The following is a 22,585-nucleotide window of genomic DNA, read 5'->3' as shown; positions in this document are numbered from 1 at the left end:
AATAAAGATATGACTAATCCTATAAAAGTGGACGTTGAGACAAGTCCTTTCCGTCTTCATCTTGAAAAAGGTGGAAATATAGGTTTCGAGAAACAATATTTTTGGCAGGTTTTACCTTACGATGAATTTGGAAATAATTTTAATAAAAAATCAGACATGGGTTATTTCAAAACACCGATCCGCAAAGCTCCTGATTTAATATCACCCATAGCCGAGCAAATTGAAAATCTGGTGACGATAAGATTTAACTGGGAAAAAGTAGATTGGGCAGCAAAATATCAATTATTGATCGCGGATAACCGTGATTTAAAAAATGCCAAGGTCATTGACGCTTTCCCACCTTTCAATTTCGATAACTCAGAAGGATTTATCCAACTAAGCAAAGAATATTTTTGGAAAGTTATTCCTTTTGATGAGAATGATAAGAACTATAACAAATCATCGGTGTTGGGATCATTTAAAACCAAACCTCTTCCACTAATTGAAGTTTTGCAACCTGTTAATCAGGTTATAGACAATTTTACAAACATTGTTTTCAGATGGACCCCGATTGAAGGAGCGGCAGGGTATCAACTGGTAATGTCTGAAGAAGACCCCGGTTTAAGCAGCGCGAAGATATTTTTCGGAGATACTACGGCTTTATCGGTTGCAGGAGATTCTGTTCCCCTGGAAGCAGGTAAAAAATACTATTTTAAAGTCTTTGCTTTGGATGGCAGCAGAAGAATAATGGGGCCGGGCAGCGCGCTTTACAATTTTTACACTCAGAAAATTAACGCTGAAAAAATAGTATTATTAGCACCTGTTGGGAATACCACAGAAATGAATCCGAAATTAAAGTGGACATCGATTACCGGAGCCGATCATTATAAAATAAAAATAAATATTGAAAAACTAAATATTAACGCTGAAATAGATAACATCAAAGAAACGGAGAAATTGTTATCGGATATAATCGCGGTAAAGCCGGGAGAAGCTTATAAATGGTCAGTTACAGCTTATGACAAAGATAGTAAAGTTTTCGGCGAACCTTCCAAAGAAGGGCTATTTATTCTGCCGATACAGCAGATTAATCTGATAAACCCTGTAGGCAAGAAAATTCCTGAGAGAACAGTCAAATTGCAGTGGGATGGATTTCCTTTTATTGATGAATATAAAGTCGTTTTGGGGACAGGACCAAATCTGGATAATGGGAAACTATTCAGTGTTAAAGAAAATTCATTACTGCTGCAGGATTTGATACCCGGAATATATAGCTGGAAAGTATCAGGTTTTAAAGCCGGAGAGGAAGTTGTAAAGCCATCAGTTATCGCTGTTTTTGAAATAGAAGATAAAGGCGGAAAACTGGCAGTAATCGACCCCATAAACAAAACCGTCAGAGGAACAAAAGTAACTTTGAAATGGTCCAAAGGTCCTGATTACGTGGAAATATATAAAGTGAAAATGGGTAAAGATATTTCCTTAGCTGATGCCAAAGAGTTTTCAACTAAGGAAAGCCAAATTGAAATAAGCAGAGAAAATTATGGTGTAGATTTAGTAACAGGTAATTACAGTTGGCAGGTTTTCGGACTAAAAGACGGTAAAGATATTATTAAACCCTCGTCGGTTGTGAATTTCAGACTGGAATACCAAAATGAGGAAGTTGTTGGTACAGGTGATCAGAAAAGCACAGGAGATGTTGTAGAAAAACCAACATACGTAGAAGCGACTTTACAGGATTTGCAGAAGTTCGGAGATTTCGTAAAAGACTTTCTCAAAGTAAACGGCGCGGGAAATATTCTGGAGAATTATACATATGAAGAAATGGACCTTGACGGAGCCAAAGATAAAATAAATAAAGTTATGCTGGATGACATGATCCAGGGTGTGATTGAGATCAAATCTGTGAAGGTCAGGTAAAAAAATGAAAAAAGTTATATTATTTTTAATTTTGTCACTACTTACAGGAATATTATTTTCTCAGATTAAAGAAGGTTCTCCCATAGCTTCATTGACCTTCTTTTTAGGGGAGGTTGCTTATAAATCCAAGGATATGAAAGAATGGGCCCCTGCCAAGAAAGGTATGGCCTTTTATGAAGGTGACTATTTAAAAACTTATACTGATGGTAAGGCAGAATTATTTTTTTATACCGGTTCCAAGGTTCGAATTGCCAATGGTACGGAAATTGAGTTTACCAGAAATGAAGCCAAGAAGGAAAAAGGTGTATTTATCCATATGGGGCAGGTTTGGAATTCTATCAGAAAAGGTGACAAGTTTTCTGTGGAATCTATACACGGTGTAGCTTCGGTAAAGGGTACAGAGTTTGATGTGGTTAATTCCGGTGACAATATGGAAATATGGGTTAAAGAAGGACTGGTGCTAATTGAAAATCAAAATGGACAAGTTTTAGCCGGCAAGAATACCCAAACTACTATCAGTAAAGATGGAAAGGCTGATCTGCAAAATATCACCGATGAAGACTTAAAGAAAATGATGAACTGGAAAGATGCCTTCTCGGCTGAAGCCTTACTGCTGGTTAGCGCTCCTGGTAACAAACAGGAAGACAAACCTTTCAAGTTTTTTATTACTTTAAAAGATGCGAAAAATGATCGCTTATTTAGCGGTGAAGTTGAGGTTAAAATAAAATCTTTATCTAAAACATTGGGATTAGCGCTATCGGATTCATCCGCTGACTGGAAAGATGAACTGGACCTTAAGATTATAGATGGCAAGGCAGAAGTCTGGGCTAAGGGAGCCAATGGGAAGCATGAGATCAGCATATCAGGTAAATATTTTACCGGTATAAACGTTCCTTTTGATATACAGGGGGTTATATCCAGCCGTACAGTAAATTTGAAATTTATGGGTAAAGATAACAAAGAACATAACATTAATATTAAGTACAAATTAAAATAAATTAATGAAAAAACTATTAATCCTTTTTTGTGTTTTGAGCAGCAGTTTATTTGCAGTAGTGCTTGTGCATGACAAGCTTGATTATGTCATAAACAATCAGCCTATTATATTAAATTTGGAAGCAAGAGATGTTGATATTGCTTCTGTAGACAGTGTTCTGGTTTACTACAAGGGTGATCAGGACAACCAATACACCGAGGCAGAAATGACTGCAATACCGCCAAATAAATATCTCTTAAACATTACACCGATACTTAATGGTTCCGATCAGTTCCAATATTATTTTTTCTTAAAAATGCAGGATGGTACATCTTATACTTTACCTTTGGTATTTCCTCAGGAAAATGCCTTTGTAGCTGATATTAAAAAAACTGAAAACGACCCCAACATCAAATTGCTAAATCCCACCAACAAATCATATATCGGAGATGGTAATCCGGTAATACTTATTTCTTACGAAGATCCATATGATATTCTGGACCTGAAAACTATAAGTTTAAAGGTTGACGATCAGGATGTAACCAGGCTTTCCAATATATACTCTTCGTTCATCAACTATATACCCCAATACACTCTGAGCCAGGAAAGTCATAAAATAGATTTTTCTGTCAAGAGCAAGGACGGCAAGGAGTATACAATCCAATCCAGCTTTACATATCAACCCAAAAAACCTTCTTTAGTGGATATGAAAGGCAAAGAAGAACTAATACTCGATTTATATTCAACTGACAAAAGTGCCAGTGTTATATCCAGACCGAATTTCAGGATGAAAAATACCATGGAAATGAATCTGAAGAGCGGTTTTATGAATATGGATATATATGATTATGAAACATCAGAAGAAACATCAGCTCAACAAAGGCAATCACGCACCAGAATCGATTTATACGATGACAAGGGGTATGTTAGGTTATCTCTGAAGGATTCTGCTCCTGTTCTTTCACAATATACCCTGAATGGAATAAACGTTGACGGAGTAAATATGACAATGAGTTTGCCAGGAGTTATGAGTTTCACCTATATTAACGGCGATACCGCCCGTACGGTTTTTGGCAGCAGTGACCCCAGCAACAATATTAACGGAACATTTACTCAGAAATTAACCGCCTATCAATTAAGCATGAGAGTATTTGCCCTGGATACATCTTTGTCATTGCTGCATTTTAAAGACGATATGAATTCGTTGCCCAATACAACGAACTGGGGAACATCTTTACCTCAGGAAAATTTTGTTTTGGGCATGTATAACAAATTAAACCTCAATGAAGATTCAAGCAGCTATTTTAAGAGTGAACTGGCCGGTTCGGTTTATTATTCCGATATTTCCACAGGTGATACCAATACCATACCGACTGAGGCCAAGAAGATAATTCCTGAGGCCATACTTAACTTAATTCCAATCAGAACAAGTATGCAGGGGGGCGGAGCTGCCTATCTGGAATACGGTACGCCGCTTTTTACACGCGATTTATTTTTTAAGACCAATACCAGTTTGGTGACTAAGGGTTTTAAAAGTCTGGGTAATACATCAATAAAAAATGATGATTTCTTCTATGGAACATCATTAAAGTTAAACCTGTTACGCAGCATGATTTCCTTTACAGGCGCTTATCAAAAAGAGCAGGACAACGTTACCAAATTGCTCTCACCGGAAATGGGCGGTGCTACAACCTACAGTGACGATTTTAAAGGTATGGCTAATGTCAACGTTTTTGATATCTTTAATCTGGGATACAATTATAACTTGAATCTCAAGAAAAATGATTCCACCCAGAATGTATCTTTGGTTGATAATAAAACGCAGACACACTTATTTTCTTTTACTAATATCAGATTGGAAATCGGGAAGTTTATTGGGAAATTGAATACAAATTACAGCTTGATATCATATGAAGACGCTGTGGCTTCGGCTAATAGTTTTGATCAGACAGCGATTGGAATCAATGTCGATACCGAATTCTCCCCGGTAAAAGCCAAGTTCTCTTTAAGCAAATCTGACAAGCAGAATAAGGGCGTTACCCCCAGTATGACAACCTATACATCATATGGAGTTCGACTAGATTACGACTATATACCCAGGGTGTTAAGTACTTATGCAAGCATTGTCCTGCAATTAGGCCTGAATGATGGTAATGATCCGGCACAACGAGTAAATAACAATAAGACAACTTTAGGCCTGGGCGGTATATATAAATTTCCAGGTAATCAATATATATTCTATGAAACTAAACTTTATATTGATTTAACAATCGCGGCAGCAGGCGACAAATTGGATACAGCCGATAAAACTAAAAATTTTATTGAACAAACTCTGATCTTTCGTTTAACAACTACATTCTAGTCGCTATCTTTGTATGTTTAACTTTCCATAAATATTTTAAGTTTTATAAACTCTGATGTTATGCTAAAATAATTTTCTTAAGTATGGGAATAACTGATGAAATACACTAATAGAATATTTTACGGGATTGTTTTTACTTTTGTCTTTAACCTGGTTTTAGCCGCATTGCCTCCTGTAAATATTGATGCGCTTAAAAAACAATATAATGTCAGCGACGCTGAGATAAAAAGTGCTGCTGAAACATATTTGAATTCGAATCCAGCACAAACGGTTCAAAATAACAAACCAATTCTTAATGATAATGGTGTTATATCGGAAAAAGCAGTTGAGATACCTAAAGCTGCAGAGATTAAACAAGAACCGGAGTTTCGCTCCATTATTGAATCAAAATTTCCTAAAGAATTGAAACAGTTCGGATATGATGTGTTTAATCAAGTATCTCTGACATTTACACCTTTGGAAAATATTCCTGTCGGCGGTGACTATATCCTGGGCGCTGGAGACGAATTAATTGTCTATCTCTGGGGTAATATTCAACAAAACTTTAATCTGATTATAGATACTGACGGTACCGTAATTTTACCAAAAGCAGGTAAAGTAAATGTGGCTAATCTGACCCTGTCTGACGCGAAACGTATAATAAATAATCTTATGGAAAAATATTTCGCAAATTTCACAATGGATATAACCTTGGGTAAACTGAAGACTATAGATGTATTTATATTGGGAGAAGTAAAAACACCCGGCAGGTACAACTTGAACTCTCTCTCGACTTTTCTTTATGGATTATATGCGTCAGGCGGTCCTACAAAAATCGGTACTTTAAGGAATATTCAGCTTATCAGGGACAGACGGCTATATAAAACTATAGATCTTTATGATTTGCTGATTTATGGTGACAAGAGCGATGATATTCAATTGAAAAAAGGTGATACTATATACGTTCCTAAAATAGCGGATACAGCTGCTATAAAAGGAGAAATAAAGGTGCCGGCCATTTACGAACTGAAAGAAAATACCACGATGTATAGTTTGTTGGCCATGTCCGGTAAATATACGCGCAGTACTTATTTCAGGGAAGTAAACCTTATAAGACGCGGTACAGATTCTGACCAGTTCAGACTACAGACTTTGACCTTTAAGAGTTATGATGATTTTATAAATAACAGTAAAAAAATTCCTATAGAAAATGGAGACATTATTGATATAAAAGCTATTTCGGATCAAATAGATAATTGGGTGGATATTGAAGGAGATGTTTTGCACCCGGGGCTTTATGAATACGGCAAAGTTCAGAACCTGCAAGCATTACTTACTCTTGCCGGAGGTTTCAATAAAACAGCATATCTGGATAGGGTGGAAATCTATCGAATGACTACCTCAAACATGGATGAAATATTGCCGATTAACGCTAAAGAAACAGATTTAAAAAACATTAGTCTGGAGATGTTTGATAAGATAAAAGTATATTCAACCAGCGAACTTAATAAAAATTATAATCTAAGTATTCAAGGCGAGGTTTCCAAGCCGGGTAATTTTGTTTATTATCAGAACATGACCCTGGAGGATTTGGTTTTTAAAGCCGGAGACTTCAAGTATAATGCTGATAAAGAAAAGATATATGTTATGAGAAAAATGACTACCAGTAACAATAAAATTATCGAAGTAAAAAATAATGAAATTAAAACTTTTGTATTGCAACCCCTGGATGAGGTGTTCATCAAGTCCGTAAGAGACTTTGATGTGGCCGGAACAGTGGAAATTCGTGGAGAAACCATGCAGCCGGGCATTTATCCGATTTACAAAAATGAAACATTAAGTATGTTTATAAAACGTATCGGCGGTTTCACTGACGAAGCCTATATTCCCGGAATAGAATTTTATAGAGTAAATAATAATTTGAATTTGCTGCAAAGTATTAATAAAACCAGCAGTTCCAACGAAATACTGGTACAGAATATCATGAGCCTGTCCAACTTTAACCGTATTCGTATGGATGCCGGCGCGTTATTTTATAAAAACGTAATGGATGAAGATCTCAAACTGCAGGACAAGGATTCGATTGTAGTACCTCCGATACCTCAGACCGTAGGTGTTGTCGGCGGTGTTTATAATCAGGGCATGTTCGTATATAAAGAAAACAGGAACATGCAATATTATCTGAATGACGCTGGATTATTCAGAAAAGACGCGGATACTCCTGAAATATTTGTTATACATGCTGATGGTACGGTAAGCAAGACAAATGATTTCGGTACCGGTGTTCAAAAAGGCGATATTATTGTGGTGCCGACCAAAGAAATAAAAGATTTTGACCTGGTTAAGACAATTCTGGATTGGACCCAGATTATCTTTAATATAGCTGTTACCTGGAAAGTTGTTTTTTAACCATACTCTTTCAAAAATGTTTTTCTAATTCCCAATTTGTGCGAATAATACTATAAGCCCTTTTGGTTTAGCTATGATTCTGATCTTTAAAGATTCAGAAGCATTTCTTTTTTATCAGCGTATAATTCCATATCAATGTGTGTTACATAGTCTGTAATTACTGTATGGCAGTCATTGCATATGAAGCATTTTTCCGGATAAGTACGGTATTGCAGAATACCTAAGAACGATACGTTATGATGTTTGCAGTTTCCCATATTAGTTTTATCTTATTAATTACAGTATCCTTATTCCCGCATGAGCCTGTTTATAAACATTTATTTTCTGCAATCTTTTGTTAAATTAAAAAAGAGATAGTTGTTTGATTTTACCGGTCTTGTTTTTGTGCAGGGAAATTTCTTCTTTTTCCAGTTCTTCCAGGATTTTTGTGGCGTCACGAATAATTTCCTTGGGTAATCCGGCCAGGTCCGCCACATGAATGCCGTAGCTTTTTTCAGCTTTGCCCGGAATAACTTTATAGGTAAAGCGAATTTTATTTTGTTCCTCAACCACAGCAATATTCATATTTTTCATAAGAGGGTATTGTTCGGTCAGAGAAGTAATCTCGTGATAATGTGTCGCGAACATGGTTTTGGCCTGAATTTGTTTGTAAATATACTTAGCTATGGACGCTGCTATGCTGAGCCCGTCAAATGTGGATGTTCCCCGTCCGATTTCATCCAGGATAATAAATGAGTCTTTGGTGGCGTTATGCAGAATACCGGATGATTCCAGCATTTCCATCATAAAGGTGCTTTTACCCTCAAAGAGATTATCACTGGCGCCGATACGGGCAAAAAGTTTATCGGTAAGGCTGATGTTGGCTTCTTGTGCCGGAACAAAGCTGCCTATCTGGGCCATAATTATTATTAAAGCTATTTGCCGCATATAAGTTGATTTACCGGCCATATTCGGACCTGTAAGTATAACAAAATTGCTTGTTTGTGTGTCAAAAAAAGCATCATTCGCTACAAACTGGTAACTGTCCGGCTTTTTTTCCAATACCGGGTGGCGGCTGTTTTGAAGCTTGAACAATCCATTATCGTTCAATACAGGTTTTTTATAATTATTCGCCCGGGCAACTTTGGCCAGAGAAGTAAGACAATCCAGGACTGATATCTTATCGGCTATTATTTGCAGTGCATCAGTATATTTTTTCAGGTCGGCAAGTAAAGCCGTAAATATTTCTATTTCCTTTTTGATGATAATTTCATCGGCATGCAAAATAAAGTTTTCTTTTTCCTTAAGTTCCTGAGTATAAAAACGTTCACCGGTAGAAATAGTCTGTTTTCTGATAAAATAATCGGGGACCTGCGGGAGGTTGGTGGTCGTGACTTCGATGTAATAACCGAAAACTTTATTGTAATTTACTTTTAAGGATTTGATGTTGGTTTCTTTTTTAAGCCTTATTTCCAGGTCAATAAACCATTGTTTGCTGTTTTTTACATCTTCCCTCAGTTTATCCAGTTCCTCTGAATAACTGGATTTAACAATTCCACCGTTATTCAGAAGTACAGGAGGTTCATCCAGAATGATTTTTTCTATTTCTACAGACATATCATGAGTAGCTTTCAGCCATTCTTCAGGGAAAAGCAGAAGGTTTTTCAGGTTTGAAGGTATTTCTTTTAAAATTTGGTAAAGAGCAGGAAGTTTATTCAAGGAATTTTTTATAGATATTAAATCACGCGGATTAGCTATCTGGTTGGCTATTTTTACGTTTAAACGTTCCAAGTCATATATTTCCCCCAACAGACTGTCCAACTCTGCAAGAACGCCAAAATTGGTATGGAAAAAGTCTACTGCATCGAGACGTTGTTGAATGAGTTCTCGATTGTACAAAGGTTTGGCACACCATTTGCGCAGCAGCCGAGCGCCCATTGATGTTCTGGTCATGTCCAGCACCCAGATCAGAGAACCTGATTTATTCTGAGGGTTAAGTGCCGAAAGTACTTCCAGGTTTTTTAGGGTCACTGCATTCATGTATAAATAGTCCTGATTATCAATGCGTTTGGGTTTATTCAAAAACCCGGTGATTTTTTTGGTTTTTTCCAGGTAATTTAAAATAGCTGCCAGAGCCGAAAAGGAAATGTGGAAATCCTCAAGACCAACAGCTTCAGCTGAGTGAATGTTATAGAATTTAAGAAACCTGTCCCTGGCTTCTTTATATGGAAGCGGGTTATAGACTGTCGTAAAGAACCCTTGAACAAGTCTGATATCAAGATTAGTGGCTGTAAGAATTTCTTTGGGATTTATTTTTTCGATTTCGTCCACAAGTTTTGCCGGGTCATTTATCTCAGTAACGAAAAATTCTCCGGTGGAGATATCACAATAAGCCAGACCGAAATTGTTTTTCAGGGTATCATTGGATATAGCCATTAAATAATTATTTTCCTGACTTTGGAGCAGATTGTCTTCCAGGACTGTACCCGGAGTTAAAATTTTTACAACTTCGCGTCTTGTTAAACCCTTGGCCTGGCTGGGGTCCTCTGTCTGTTCACAGATAGCAATTTTGATATTTTGAGCTAACAGTTTGGGGATATAATTATTGGCGGCATGATAGGGGATACCGCACATCGGTATTTTTTCCCCGTTTTCGTCTTTACCTCTGGAAGTTAAAGTTAATCCAAGGATTCGAGATGCTTTATATGCGTCGTCATAGAACATTTCATAAAAATCACCCAAGCGAAAAAAAAGTATAGCGTCTTCGCATCCTGATTTTATTTCGTAATATTGACGCATCATGGGGGTTACAGCCATGGCTAAGCAAAAATCAGATTTAACTGCTTCTGAATATTCTGTATAATTTTTTGAAAACTATGGTTAACCTGTTCTTCTGTTAGAGTAGAATCCTGGCTCTGGAAAATAAGAGAAAGAGCGTAGTTTATTTTGTCATCGCCATATTTTTTGCCATCATAAATATCGGATAAAATAATATCACTCAGGTATTCGGCTTTGGACTGATTTATAGTTTTCAAAATAGTTTCGTAAACAACCACCTTATCAATCCAGAAAGAAATGTCCCTTTTTACTGTGGGATACAAGGAATAAGGCTGAAAATGTTTCCTATTAGAAATATATTTTTTTATGTTATCGATAAAAAATTCACTATAACAAACGGTTTTTCTGAAATCATAGTGTTTTTTAACAAGCGAATGTACTTCACCGGTCACAGCCAGTATGTCTTTTCCGACTCTTATCTCGCAGGACCTGTAAGGGTGCAGAAAACTAAAAGTTTTATTTTCCTGAAGCTGATATTTTTTTATGCCAATAGATTTCAGCAGGTCTTCAGTTAATCCTTTGATATCCGGGAAACTGTACTCGCGAACGAGTTTTTCATAAGTCGTTGATTCCTTTCTACCTGTAAAAAGAGCTGCGCCGCGGGCTTCTTCCATAAATTTTTCATTTTCTTTAAAATATACATGGCCCAATTCAAAGGTTTTCAACTCATGAACCAGATTGCGATTATTAAATTCAAAATTTTTTAGTAAAGAAATGAAAAGATTACATCTTAACAAAGATTCGGATTTATTTAAGGGGTTTTTTAGAAAGACTCCGGTCTTATCATAAATCATAGCGATTTCGTCTGGACTGGCCATGGAATAGGATACGATTTCATTGGCACCATAACCTGTTAATAATTCGCGAAGTTTGTTATTCAGTTCATATGAATTTTCAGGATTGCAGTTTTTAGAAAAATCCGTAAGAGGTGGGATTACAGTGATAACATTATTGTAACCATAAATTCTGCCGATTTCTTCAGCAATGTCAGCTTCTCTGTAAACATCGTCCTGTCTAAATGTAGGAACGTAAATGATATCGTTTGTAACATCAAATCCAAGCGCTGACAACGTTTTTGTCATTTGTTCTTTGGAGAGGTTTGTTCCGAGTAAACTGTTAATTTTATTTGAGTTAAAAGGAATCGTCACCCTGGGCCACTCTTTGGTTTTAACATCGACTATTTCTGAAGCTACTTCGCCACCGGCCAGTTCTAAGACAAGCTCTATGGCCCTGAGCATAGCAAGTTCTACTGTCTGCCAATCGACACCTTTTTCAAAACGCTGAGAAGATTCGGTCCTTAGAGCCAAAGAAAATGCAGTTTTTCTGATGCTTGCGGGGTTAAAATACGCTGATTCGATAATAATATTCCGGGTCCCAGAATCTATCGATGAATATTTCCCACCCATAATCCCTGCCAGAGCTATTGGTTTTACATTGTCGGCAATGACGAGCTTGCTGGAATTTAAAGCCATTTGTTCATCATTAAGCAACGTAATTGTTTCTTTTTCTCCGGCTTCGCGCACAACGATGGTGGAATTTTTTATTTGTTCATAAGTGAAGGCATGTAAAGGCTGGCCCAGTTCCAGCATGACATAGTTGGTAATATCAACGATATTGTTAATAGGCTTTACATCCGCCTGTTTTAAGCGTTCCTGCATCCACTGAGGAGAGGACTTCAGCTGAATGCCTTTGATAGCAACACCCATATATCTGGAGCAGAGATTCGGGGCCTCAATGTTTATTTTTAATGGCAGACTGTTCTTCCCGGAAATTTTTCCCGGTTTGTATACAGCAGTTTCCTTAAGAGATTTGTTATATATCACACTCAGCTCCCTGGCGATTCCTTTGATGCTCAATAAATCGCCACGATTGGGTAAAACTGCCAGATTAAGAATGGGCCGGTCAAGCTTTAAATATTTGACAATATTCATACCCACAGGAGAGTTGGACGGCAGTATCATTATTCCCGATGCTTCGTCAGAAAGTTTCAATTCTTTTTCAGAACAGAGCATACCTTCGCTTAAAACACCGCGCAGTTTCGTAGTTTTAATCTGCAGGCCGGTAGGTAGAAGAGCGCCATCCAGAGCAACAGGGATTAAATCGTTAGTTTTAACATTGGTGGCTCCGGTTACAATTTGTACTGTTTTATTGCCGACAGAAACCGCGCAAACCTGCAGTTTGTCAGCATCCGGATGTTTTTCCAGCGAGAGGATTTTACCAATAACCACATTCTCTATCCCCTTTGACCTGTCAATAACCTGTTCTATTTCACAGCTATGTTCCATCAGAGCTGCAACAATATCGTCTGTTGATATATTTTTATCCAAATCCACAAAATCATTTAACCATTCAACAGGTACAAGCATCAGAATTGCTCCAGAAAATAATAATGATTCTCATAAAAAAGTTTTATATTAGTAATACCGTATTTAAGAATAGCCAGGCGTTCTACGCCTACACCAAAAGCAAATCCGCTATATTCATCAGCATTAACTTTTACATTCTTCAAAACGTTGGGGTCCACCATTCCAGCTCCCAGGATTTCTATCCAGCCTGTTTGTTTGCACATACCGCAGCCTTTGCCGCCACAGAAAACGCATTGCACATCCATTTCCACACTGGGTTCAGTAAAAGGGAAAAAACTGGGGCGTAACCTTATATTTTTACTACCTTTAAAAAATCGATCCATAAAATATTGCAAAGTTCCCTTGAGATGGGAAAAGGATACATTTTTATCTACATATAAGCCTTCAACCTGATGAAAAACCGGGGAGTGCGACATATCCGCGTCGCTGCGGAATACTTTCCCAGGCATGATAACCCGCACCGGAGGCTTGAAATTTTCCATGACATGTATTTGTACGCCGGAGGTGTGTGTACGCAAAAGCAGATTCTCGGGATGATCAACATAAAAAGTATCATGCATGTCACGCGAAGGATGATCAGCCGGAAAGTTCAGAGCGCTGAAGTTGTAATAGTCGGTTTCAATTTCCGGTCCTTCCGCCACAACAAACCCCAGATCGTTAAATATTTTGTTAATTTCGTCGGTTACCTGGGAGAGGATATGTGTTTTTCCCTTAGTTACGCTGTTACCGGGAAGTGTAAAATCAATTTTTTCAGATGCGAGTTGTTGAAGCAGGAGTTTTTCCTCAAAAAAATTGATTTTTTTGTCTATTTCGTTACTTATATATTCTTTCAGTTCATGAAGCTGGGGGCCGAAAAGTTTTTTTTCGTCTATAGAAAGTGAAGAAAGCTGTTTGAGTTGTTCGGTAACTGCACCTTTTTTCCCTAAATATTTGATACGAACAGGTTCGATATCTTCAATTGTCTCACAAATTTTCAAATCAGAGGAGAAAGTCTGTTTTATCTCTGTTATCTTCTGTTTCATGGTTGAAATTATTATAAGGTATAGAAATATATTAGTAAACATGGGATCAAAGCATTATGATATAATTATTCTGCAATGCTGGAAAAATTTTTTAATAGATCACTTTTTGATGATAATGATCGTATTCTTTTAGCTTTTTCAGGAGGAGCCGATTCTACTGCCTGTTTATATCTTCTAAAACAGCTTTTTCCTCAGGCCAGTATTTCGGCTTTATACTTAAATCACGGTCTGCGCCGGGAAGCTGATAAAGAAGTAATATTCTGCAGAAAAATATGCAAAAATTTGAAAGTGAATTTTTTTTCAAAAAAAATTGAAGTACGTTTGACGGCAAAAAAAATAAAGAAAAGTTTGGAAGAAACAGGGCGAATACTGCGGTACAAGGAGCTATTAAGAACAGCCAGAAAATTAAAAGCAAATATAATTGTGACTGCTCATCACGCTGATGATCAGGCCGAATCGATATTGTTTCAATACCTTACAGGAACAACCGGCCTGAAACTGGGAATTTTGGAAACAATGTTCATTGAGGACAGTGAAGGACCAGTTAGGGTTGTAAGACCATTATTAAAAGCTTTTAAACAAGATATTTATGATTATCTGGAAAGCCATAAAATTTCTTATGTAGTTGATAAAACCAATTATGAAACCGACTTTAAACGGAACAAGCTCCGCAATATAATTATACCGATGATAAAAAACAACTTCAGTCCTGCCTTGGAAAAAGTGCTAATAACAAATAAGGAAATATCCGATGAAATATCCGATTTCGTAGATACCAGCGCAGAACAGGCTCTTAAAAACATCATAGTTGAGAGTGAAGGCTTTGATTTATTGAAATTCAGGAAAATTCATCCTTATATTCGGAAGGAAATTATAAAAAAAATATTATTAAAGCATCCTCAATATAATGGACGAATAAATTCTAATTTACTCGAAGATATTTCGGCATTTCTGCTGTCCCCAACTCCTAACAGGGAATATTCCTTAATTAATAATATGATTTTAAGCAAATCCTATAAACATTTCTTATTAACGACAAAAGAACAGCGCAAGAAACAACATAAATATCCCTTAAAGTATGGGCAAAATTTTTGCGGTGATTTTTGCATAACAATTGCAAAAGCAACTGAACCGGTTATTGATAAAAACAACAAAGCAACTGTGTATATGGATATAGAGAAAGTTAATATTAGTTCCTTATACTGTCGTTACAGGATGCCCGGTGATATTTTTATACCGTTAGGAATGAAAAAAAGTAAGAAAGTTAAGGATTTTTTTATTGATAGAAAAGTTCCTTTACGACAGAGAGAGAATATCCCTATAATTTGCGACAGCAAACAAATTATCTGGATTGTAAACCAGGAAATTGATGATAGAGTAAAGATTACAGAAAAGAGTAAAAGTTTTTTAAAGATTACTGTAAACCGTTGAACTAAAATTATATTTTCGTTAAGATAAAGGCTAGGGAAGATAAATTTCAATGATAAATATGCTGAACAATAAACTGTTTGCGAGTATCGTCTATAAAATCAGGGGTGATTTAGTCCCGTTACCAACTACAATTATTCAGTTGAACAAGATGGACATAAATACAGTAACCGCAGCTGAAATAGGCAAAATTATTGAAATGGACCAGGCTCTGGTCTCCAGAGTATTGCGTCTGGCCAATTCCGCTTATTACGGTGCGGCCCAACGTATTAGCACTATTTCCTATGCCATTGTCTGTTTGGGATTTAATAAAGTTAAAAGTCTGGCGCTAACTGCCACCTCTCAGAAGTTTTTAAAAACAAAACTGGAAAAATACGGAATGGAACAGAATGCTCTTTTTGAACACAGTTTGGCAGTCGCAATAGGATCCAGGATGTTATCTGAGAAAACAGGTCTGGGCAGACCGGAAGAAGCTTATATTATGGGCCTTCTGCATGATGTGGGCAAGCTTATTATAAATATGCATGAAGGCAATGAAATGACTGAAGTCTGGAACCTTTATAAAACAGGCGGTATGAAATTTTTTCAGGCAGAAGAACAGATAATGGGCTTTAATCATGGTGATGTTGGCGCTGAGGTCTCCAGAAAATGGAATTTTCCCGAAGAACTTTGTCAGGTTATTGAAAATCATCATAATCCGGAAAAGGTTCAGGGTAAAAATATAGGAGCATTTATAGTCCATATTGCCGATGGTATTGCCAAAACCTTGGAAGTAGGGTCTGGCATTGTCACACAGCAGGATTCCAAACTGGAAATGGAGGGAATCTTTAAAGAACGAAATTTAAAAGAATTAAATTTGACTAAAGACGCTATACTGGATATAAGAAGCAATTTACTGGATCGTCTGAAGACAGTATTGAATGAATTGAAAGAATAATTTTAACGTTTAAACTTCATTTTATTTGGGCTTAATACTAATAAATTAACACATAAAGGATTAGATAGATGAGGGATTTCGATCTAAAAGGCATGCTTAAAAATATATTTTCCGACACAAACCAGCAATCACAAACTGAATTGCAGGACAAGATTGATGAAAAAATGCTGGAAAAAATTTTGGAACAGAATAACAATATTGAGAATCTTGAAAAAACCAATATGCTGCAAAGCGCTCTTATTTCCATTTATCAACTCGCTATTATCAGAATGTCCATGGAAGCCAAATTACAACAGGCACTGGATATTATAATTTCCATACCTCTTTTGGACTTGTTGATGCGCGGTGGTATATATGTATTGGACAAAAATCCCGGGGAGTTAATTCTCAAGGCACAAACTAATCTGCCTGAAGAAATAAAAAAAACCTGTCCTAAAATTCTTTTTGGCCAAGGAGTATGCGGAAGGGCGGCAGTTAACGGCAAATTAATTTACGCAAAAGAGCTGGAAATAAATCAGCAATATCAATGCAAAGGTAAATATCCCGGAATGGGGCATTACAGTGTGCCTATCGCCAACCAGAATCGTTCTGTAATAGGACTTATCAGTTTATTTACCAAACAAACCCATCAAAGCTCAGATGACATACAACAATACCTGACTACAATATCAGCAATTCTGGCCGGAATAATAGAAGCACGCTATTTTAAATAATTTGAAAAAAAGTCCGGTTCATATTTAGTACCTGCCGTTAATTAAAAACCAATAAATTGAATAAATTCTGAAAAGTTGTTAAACTGTCTACATTATGTTTAAGATTGATGATTTGAAGTTTGATAAAAACGGTTTAATTCCGGTTGTGTGCCAGAGTTATCTTTCCGGCAAAGTACTGATGCAGGCGTATGCCAATATGGAAGCTCTGAAATCTTCTATCTCGACCGGTTTTGCCACCTATTATTCACGCAGCAGAAAAAGTTTATGGCAAAAAGGTGAATCTTCGGGCAATGTGCAGAGAATTGTCGATATTCGTGTTGATTGTGATGAAGATTGTCTTCTTTATTCGGTAATTGAACAGGGCCCTGCCTGTCATACGGGGAATGAGAGTTGTTTTTACAGAAGTCTGTTAAATAAAGAAAAGATTAAACCTGATTCCTTTGAAGTTTTAAATGAGCTTTACAGGAAAGTACAGGAGCGATTGCAAAATCGACCTGAAGGTTCTTATGTAGTTAAATTATTCGATAAAGGTAGTGACAAAGTAATACAGAAAGTAGGTGAGGAAGCCACTGAAATCGTAATTGCTCTGAAAAACGGTAAAAAAGAAGAAATCATTTATGAGTCGGCAGATTTGTTTTTCCATTTGCTTATGGCGCTTGTAGACAAAAAAGTTAGTCTGGAAGAAATTTTCAGAGAACTTTTAAAGCGATACAAATAATCATGAAACTGATTGCAGATTTACACATACATACGATTGCCAGCGAACATGCCTATTCCACTATCACAGAATACGCTAGTTACGCAAAAAAAATTAGTCTACCTGTTATAGGCATCGCTGACCATGGTCCGGCTATGACGGACGGCCCTAAAGAATATTACTTTCAAAACCTGAAAATATTACCGGAAAAGATAAGTGGGACAAGAGTGTTGAGGGGTGCTGAACTTAATATTATCGATGATGATGGAAAACTTGATCTGAAGAGCCATGTTATTAAAGAACTGGATTTTTTTATCGCCAGTTATCATAGCGGTGTTATTCCTCATTATTACACAAGCGAGCAGTTAACCTCAGGCTATCTGAAGCTAATGGAAAAGAACTACGGGAAAGCGGTAAAAATATTAGGCCATATTGATAACCCCAAGATACCTGTTGATATGAAAGCAGTACTGCAAGCGGCAAAAGAAACACGAACACTGATAGAAATAAATAATTCGTCATATATGTTTATTCGTCCCGGCTCCTATAAAGTTGGGTTGGAAATGCTTAAACTTGCCAAAAAGATCGGTAACGACATTATTGTTAATACCGATACACATTATCATGAAGCTGTTGGGAATTTTGAACTCGCTATAAAATTAATCAATGAGACAGGATATCCCGAAAAACTGATAATAAACAGTTCCATGGAAAGATTTAAAAAATATTTCAAAAATGTATGACGTTTTTATAACAACAAATGGCCCCGGGGAAATCGCTACGTGGGTAACACCGGTTGTTAAGGAGCTGAAAAAACAACGTAAGGATATTCGTATAACCTTGTTTTTATTACCATGCAGGTTTTCTACAGGCACAGAAATGGAGACCGCAACCGGCATTAAAGAAATAGATCAGGTTTTTCGGCCCGAAGAATTTTGGAAAAATCTTAGAAGATTGTCTTTTAAGCCGACTAAAAAAGGAGTTGTATTGTTCTTAGGAGGGGACCTTTTGTGGGCACTGTTATTAAAATGGCGTTATGGTTATAAGGCAATTGCCTATACTGAAGGAGCCCAAAATTTCAGGATGTTTTATGATGCTTTTTTTACACGCGATAAGGACGGGGATTTGATGTTTTCTTATTTCGAACACACTGCAGCGGATGAAAAATTTCTAAAAGAGCTTAAAAAAACAAAAAATATTGTTTTTTTCCCAGGCAGCAGGCCAGAACAGTTCAAACATCTGTTTCCCCTTATGCAGAAAGCTGTGCAATATATAAAACCTGAATTGAAATGTATTTTTAATATATCATCTTTTATACCTGAGCAAATGCTGCAAAAGTACAGGCTTGATAAATCTATTATTTATTATAAAGATAAAACATTTGAACTGATGCTGGCTGCTTATATGGCGGTGTCTATTCCCGGCACAAACAATATACAGCTTGCTTATCTGAATGTGCCAACCTTAATTGTTTTTCCATTTAATTATCCGGAGGTGGTAAATTTCAAGGGTTTAATGGGCGCAATATTGAATTTGCCTTTGTTTAGAACTTACGGAAAAAAGTGGCTTTTGAAATCACTGGATAAAAAAGTAAAATATACTTCGCTTTTGAATACCAAAGAAAATCAACTTTTGTTCCCGGAATTCAGGGGTGAACTTGATGAACAAAAGATCGCCGGAGAAATAAACAGGCTCGCTGCAGATCATGATTTTATTAATTCGTCAGTGAAGAAATTGAAAAGTTTGAATAAAAAGTCCGGCGCGCTGGATAAAATAATAGGGAAAATTAATGAAATTATCAGGGACTAAACTGGTATTTGATATAGACGGAGTGCTGATTGATACAACCAGGTCTTATCGTTGGGCCATAAAAAAAACTGCGGAATATTTTTTAAATAAACCAATCAGCATTAAAGATGTTGACCGAATCAAAATGCTTGAGGGCTTCAATAATGACTGGTACGCGGGATATATCTTGACTAACAGTATATTGCTGGGGTTAGGCACTGATAAATATAAAGATATCACAACCGGTAATGAGAAAATAAGTTATGAACAAATAAAAGAAGTTTTTCAGGAATTATATCTTGGAGCAGATAAAAAAGATGGGTTGAAAGAAAAGGAAGCTTTAATTTTTTCAGTATCCGACCTGAAGAAACTGACTGATAAGTTCGGGCTACTTTCCATTATTACCGGCCGGACAGACGATGAAGCGCAATATGTTTTGCGGCGCTTCAAGATTGACAGGTTTTTCAGTGAAGTAATTTCAGTGGAAAATACAAAAAATTTTGATTTTGTGAAATATCCTGAGTTGAGGAAATTCGGTCAAGACAAAAGTAATCCTGTTTTATTCTACAAATTAAAAAATATTAGGGATTACAAACATATTTATTATATCGGAGACAACATCAGCGATGTACAGCTTGCGCAAAACTCCAAAGAAAAACTCCCTGTAAAAAGCATTCTTCTTTACAAGGCTTATTCTGTTAACAATCTGAAGATACTGAAACATAGAGTGAAATATTCAGCACCTGATTATTATTGCGGTACGAAAGATGAAACGATTAAGGTCCTTTTGAATTTGATTTAATTTATTGAATCGCTGCCCAGATAATAATCTCTAACCCATTTCGGGAAAAAGTCCGGATTTTTTTTAACAGCCGGCAATATGAGTGCTGAACTGGGGTCACCTAACAATTTTTTAAGCTCAGGGGCAATTCCAATATAACAGAAACCATTATTTTTTTTGCAGGATATGATTTTATTCATAATAATATATCGACCCTGACAATTTTTTGTTGCAGCTTACGATATATTTATGTTCATGTGTAATTAATAATGACAGAGGTTTAATTTGTTAAAAAAAATAATAGCTGAATACTATAATGGCGGCATTGCAAGAAATACATATGTTTCAAATATTTATAAGGATATTTACGGCTGCGAGCAACATTTTTCTGTACGACACAAAATAGACATAACCGATAAAGTTTTTACTGAAATAATACATCCTGAATGGGAGTACTTTCAGTTAACAAGATATCTGGGACCAATAGAATTTAATAAATTAATAAAAAAATTAACCCGCTATCATGATTTTGTAAAGAGGCCTTTGCTCAAGTCCTATATTTTTGCTGACAGAGGAGGTACAAACGGCACAGCGGCTGTAGAAAAATTTGCCCGATTGCTGGATGATAACCCTGTCGCGGGAATAATTTTTGAGGATATCGATCCTGCCAGTGAATATTTTCAGTTTGCGGCGGATACAGACAGGAAGACGTTGAAAAGGAGAATGGCAAAAGTTGGTTTGTCTAGAATTATCAGAGAAAAATTGCTGGATATTTGGGATTTTAAAACGACCGAAGACGACACCTGCTATTACACTATTCGCCGAACAAATTCCAAGGGGGAGATAGTTAACCCGCTTAACAGCAAAAAAGGCATTTTTGTCTCCAAAAAATACAAAAATCAATTGGTCCGGCTGGAATACAAAAGTAATGTATTATCTTTGTATACGCTTGATGGAAAATTTATCACAAAAACAGAATACAACAGTGAAAGTTTAAATTTTGTCAGAGAAAACATTATTCAAAAAATGCATGCTCCCAGGTTAAAAGCGGTCCAATGGTTCCGGTCCGGAGATATTCTAAGGGACGACCCCAGGTTTGATAAACTGGGAATTTATGAGTTGGACAATAAGTGGCGATTAACCATAAAGCTTGGAGCCACCTATGCCGCAATCTGCTCTGAAAAAGATAATATCCTGAAAATAAGATTACCGGAAAAATACAAAAATGTTTTAAAAAATGTAACTGCCAAATGTACACCGGTAATATTAAGACTACCAACAGAAAAAGGAATAGTTTTAAGAAGAGGATTAAGGCTAACTTTTGGCCAGGATAAAACAAAAAAGAGTCTGATATATTATATGAATGGCGGCAAGATTACAGCATACAGAGGACTGCTGTTCGATATTTCTCTGCAATCGCAGTCCAATGTAATACAGCTTCCCTTTTTAAAAGAAAGTCTGATTGTGGATACAGACAAATGGGATAAAATAAAAATTTATTTGAAAGAAGACTGCACTATTATGAAAATAGAAAAAAAATATGACAATTCCGGTTTATATGAATTACCCTTGAAAAAAATTTATCAGCTTGACAGCAAAATCCCGTCAGCTATCCTGCTCACTGACGCTGGTAATTTTACCAACAGGGTATGCAAGCATATAACAGGTATAATGCCTTTATCAGTTAAAATATTAGCGGAATCATTTACCTTTTATTTCGGGCGAAACTCAGAAAATGATAACCCCATGTATTTGAAATTTTCAGCAATGAGTAATCCGCTAATTAATAAGTTGATAACGGGACAAGTAACAAATGATGATTTTTTAGATATATTAAACGGAACATCTATTCCCAATGACAAAATATATACTTTTCTGAAAGAACACAAATTCATTGATGAATACGGATTTGTAACGAATCTCGTAAATACAGAAGATATTGAATTAAAAAAAATTTTCTTTGGAGCTTGTAAAAATTATCTGCTAAGCTACTATTTATCTAAAAAAACTATCAAGAATATCAGTGAAAATTTGTATTTGTACCTGAACCAGATAAAAACTAATTTTGATAAGGAAAAGTTGAAGTTTTATGGAATTTTTGAAAAGGGGAATATACTTGCAGCAATACCTGTATATGACGGCAATTTTCATAAACCGGCAACTTATATGGGGCTCAGATTGCCCAACAGAGAATTGATTCGAACCACGAATAATATCCGCCACAGGGAATTACAAGGATTGTCAGCGCTGTATAATGTTAAATATTTTATAATTGATAAAATGAATATAAGAATGAAAAAAAATGTAAATAATGCAGATAACTTTTTTTATATTAATACAGAGAAGTTTTATTACAGTCTGGATAGGGAAACAATCCACATGGAAAATAAGTGATAATAATTAAAGCGCAGGAG

The 22,585-nt window shown here is 36.3% G+C and carries 17 protein-coding genes; 12 read left to right on the top strand and 5 right to left on the bottom strand.

Features of this window, described 5'->3' with window-relative positions; genetic code table 11:
* From PHV30_05750 to PHV30_05735, 4 genes are all read left to right on the top strand, one after another.
* On the top strand, positions 1-1,896 hold a 1,896-nt coding region (locus PHV30_05750; protein MDD5456521.1), incomplete at its 5' end, for a hypothetical protein.
* 4 nt (positions 1,897-1,900) lie between these two features.
* On the top strand, positions 1,901-2,893 hold the full coding sequence (locus PHV30_05745) for a FecR family protein (GenBank protein ID MDD5456520.1): 993 nt from the start codon (positions 1,901-1,903) through the stop codon (positions 2,891-2,893).
* A 4-nt stretch (positions 2,894-2,897) separates the two neighbouring features.
* Positions 2,898-5,234 (top strand): hypothetical protein, encoded by a 2,337-nt coding sequence (locus PHV30_05740; GenBank protein MDD5456519.1) that lies wholly within the window; start codon positions 2,898-2,900, stop codon positions 5,232-5,234.
* Between the two features lie 96 nt (positions 5,235-5,330).
* On the top strand, positions 5,331-7,622 hold the full coding sequence (locus tag PHV30_05735) for an SLBB domain-containing protein (GenBank protein MDD5456518.1): 2,292 nt from the start codon (positions 5,331-5,333) through the stop codon (positions 7,620-7,622).
* An 86-nt stretch (positions 7,623-7,708) separates the two neighbouring features.
* Here the strand turns inward: PHV30_05735 and PHV30_05730 are convergent, their stop codons facing one another.
* The 4 genes from PHV30_05730 to pheS form a co-directional block, all read right to left on the bottom strand.
* On the bottom strand, positions 7,709-7,879 hold the full coding sequence (locus PHV30_05730) for a hypothetical protein (protein ID MDD5456517.1): 171 nt from the start codon (positions 7,877-7,879) through the stop codon (positions 7,709-7,711).
* Positions 7,880-7,964: 85 nt separating this feature from the next.
* Positions 7,965-10,403: a DNA mismatch repair protein MutS gene (gene mutS, locus PHV30_05725; protein MDD5456516.1), complete on the bottom strand. Its 2,439-nt coding sequence runs from the start codon at positions 10,401-10,403 to the stop codon at positions 7,965-7,967.
* Between the two features lie 17 nt (positions 10,404-10,420).
* The gene (gene pheT / locus PHV30_05720) at positions 10,421-12,805 is read right to left on the bottom strand and encodes a phenylalanine--tRNA ligase subunit beta (protein MDD5456515.1); all 2,385 of its coding nucleotides are present in this window, start codon (positions 12,803-12,805) and stop codon (positions 10,421-10,423) included.
* Complete coding sequence (gene pheS / locus PHV30_05715; protein MDD5456514.1) at positions 12,805-13,827, bottom strand: phenylalanine--tRNA ligase subunit alpha; 1,023 nt, start codon at positions 13,825-13,827, stop codon at positions 12,805-12,807. The genes pheT and pheS overlap by 1 nt, the downstream gene beginning before the upstream one ends.
* A gap of 75 nt (positions 13,828-13,902) precedes the next feature.
* Here pheS and tilS point away from each other — a divergent pair, with 75 nt between their 5' ends.
* The 7 genes from tilS (at position 13,903) to PHV30_05680 (ending at position 20,192) form a co-directional block, all read left to right on the top strand.
* The gene (tilS, locus tag PHV30_05710; protein ID MDD5456513.1) at positions 13,903-15,258 is read left to right on the top strand and encodes a tRNA lysidine(34) synthetase TilS; all 1,356 of its coding nucleotides are present in this window, start codon (positions 13,903-13,905) and stop codon (positions 15,256-15,258) included.
* A gap of 49 nt (positions 15,259-15,307) precedes the next feature.
* Positions 15,308-16,192 (top strand): HDOD domain-containing protein, encoded by an 885-nt coding sequence (locus PHV30_05705; GenBank protein ID MDD5456512.1) that lies wholly within the window; start codon positions 15,308-15,310, stop codon positions 16,190-16,192.
* A 92-nt stretch (positions 16,193-16,284) separates the two neighbouring features.
* A complete protein-coding gene (locus tag PHV30_05700) occupies positions 16,285-16,905 on the top strand; it encodes a GAF domain-containing protein (GenBank protein ID MDD5456511.1) in 621 nt (206 codons plus the stop codon).
* Positions 16,906-16,999: 94 nt separating this feature from the next.
* Positions 17,000-17,623 carry a bifunctional phosphoribosyl-AMP cyclohydrolase/phosphoribosyl-ATP diphosphatase HisIE gene (hisIE, locus tag PHV30_05695; protein ID MDD5456510.1) on the top strand — a complete coding sequence of 208 codons (624 nt, stop codon included), beginning with the start codon at positions 17,000-17,002 and terminating at the stop codon, positions 17,621-17,623.
* A 2-nt stretch (positions 17,624-17,625) separates the two neighbouring features.
* Positions 17,626-18,345 carry a phosphatase gene (locus PHV30_05690; GenBank protein ID MDD5456509.1) on the top strand — a complete coding sequence of 240 codons (720 nt, stop codon included), beginning with the start codon at positions 17,626-17,628 and terminating at the stop codon, positions 18,343-18,345.
* Entirely contained in the window at positions 18,338-19,411 is a 1,074-nt protein-coding gene (locus PHV30_05685) for a hypothetical protein (GenBank protein MDD5456508.1), read from the top strand. Before PHV30_05690 ends, PHV30_05685 begins: the two co-directional genes overlap by 8 nt.
* Positions 19,392-20,192 (top strand): HAD hydrolase-like protein, encoded by an 801-nt coding sequence (locus PHV30_05680; protein ID MDD5456507.1) that lies wholly within the window; start codon positions 19,392-19,394, stop codon positions 20,190-20,192. Before PHV30_05685 ends, PHV30_05680 begins: the two co-directional genes overlap by 20 nt.
* Here the strand turns inward: PHV30_05680 and PHV30_05675 are convergent.
* On the bottom strand, positions 20,189-20,371 hold the full coding sequence (locus PHV30_05675; protein ID MDD5456506.1) for a hypothetical protein: 183 nt from the start codon (positions 20,369-20,371) through the stop codon (positions 20,189-20,191). The two genes, PHV30_05680 and PHV30_05675, sit on opposite strands and share 4 nt — an antisense overlap.
* A gap of 85 nt (positions 20,372-20,456) precedes the next feature.
* On the opposite strand from PHV30_05675, the gene PHV30_05670 reads away from it, so the two are divergent.
* On the top strand, positions 20,457-22,565 hold the full coding sequence (locus tag PHV30_05670; protein ID MDD5456505.1) for a hypothetical protein: 2,109 nt from the start codon (positions 20,457-20,459) through the stop codon (positions 22,563-22,565).
* The last annotated feature ends 20 nt before the right edge of the window (positions 22,566-22,585 follow it).

Source organism: Candidatus Margulisiibacteriota bacterium (genome assembly GCA_028715625.1).
Classification (GTDB): Bacteria; Margulisbacteria; Riflemargulisbacteria; order GWF2-35-9; family GWF2-35-9; genus JAQURL01.
This window is presented reverse-complemented; position numbering and strand designations above follow the sequence as displayed.

Bases quoted from the DNA above. Each gene is read 5' to 3' on its own strand.
- PHV30_05745 (MDD5456520.1), top strand. From the start codon at position 1,901: ATGAAAAAAGTTATATTATTTTTAATTTTGTCACTACTTACAGGAATA.
- PHV30_05740 (MDD5456519.1), top strand. From the start codon at position 2,898: ATGAAAAAACTATTAATCCTTTTTTGTGTTTTGAGCAGCAGTTTATTT.
- PHV30_05735 (MDD5456518.1), top strand. From the start codon at position 5,331: ATGAAATACACTAATAGAATATTTTACGGGATTGTTTTTACTTTTGTC.
- PHV30_05730 (MDD5456517.1), bottom strand. From the start codon at position 7,879: ATGGGAAACTGCAAACATCATAACGTATCGTTCTTAGGTATTCTGCAA.
- mutS (MDD5456516.1), bottom strand. From the start codon at position 10,403: ATGATGCGTCAATATTACGAAATAAAATCAGGATGCGAAGACGCTATA.
- pheT (MDD5456515.1), bottom strand. From the start codon at position 12,805: ATGCTTGTACCTGTTGAATGGTTAAATGATTTTGTGGATTTGGATAAA.
- pheS (MDD5456514.1), bottom strand. From the start codon at position 13,827: ATGAAACAGAAGATAACAGAGATAAAACAGACTTTCTCCTCTGATTTG.
- tilS (MDD5456513.1), top strand. From the start codon at position 13,903: ATGCTGGAAAAATTTTTTAATAGATCACTTTTTGATGATAATGATCGT.
- PHV30_05705 (MDD5456512.1), top strand. From the start codon at position 15,308: ATGATAAATATGCTGAACAATAAACTGTTTGCGAGTATCGTCTATAAA.
- PHV30_05700 (MDD5456511.1), top strand. From the start codon at position 16,285: ATGCTTAAAAATATATTTTCCGACACAAACCAGCAATCACAAACTGAA.
- hisIE (MDD5456510.1), top strand. From the start codon at position 17,000: ATGTTTAAGATTGATGATTTGAAGTTTGATAAAAACGGTTTAATTCCG.
- PHV30_05690 (MDD5456509.1), top strand. From the start codon at position 17,626: ATGAAACTGATTGCAGATTTACACATACATACGATTGCCAGCGAACAT.
- PHV30_05685 (MDD5456508.1), top strand. From the start codon at position 18,338: ATGTATGACGTTTTTATAACAACAAATGGCCCCGGGGAAATCGCTACG.
- PHV30_05680 (MDD5456507.1), top strand. From the start codon at position 19,392: ATGAAATTATCAGGGACTAAACTGGTATTTGATATAGACGGAGTGCTG.
- PHV30_05675 (MDD5456506.1), bottom strand. From the start codon at position 20,371: ATGAATAAAATCATATCCTGCAAAAAAAATAATGGTTTCTGTTATATT.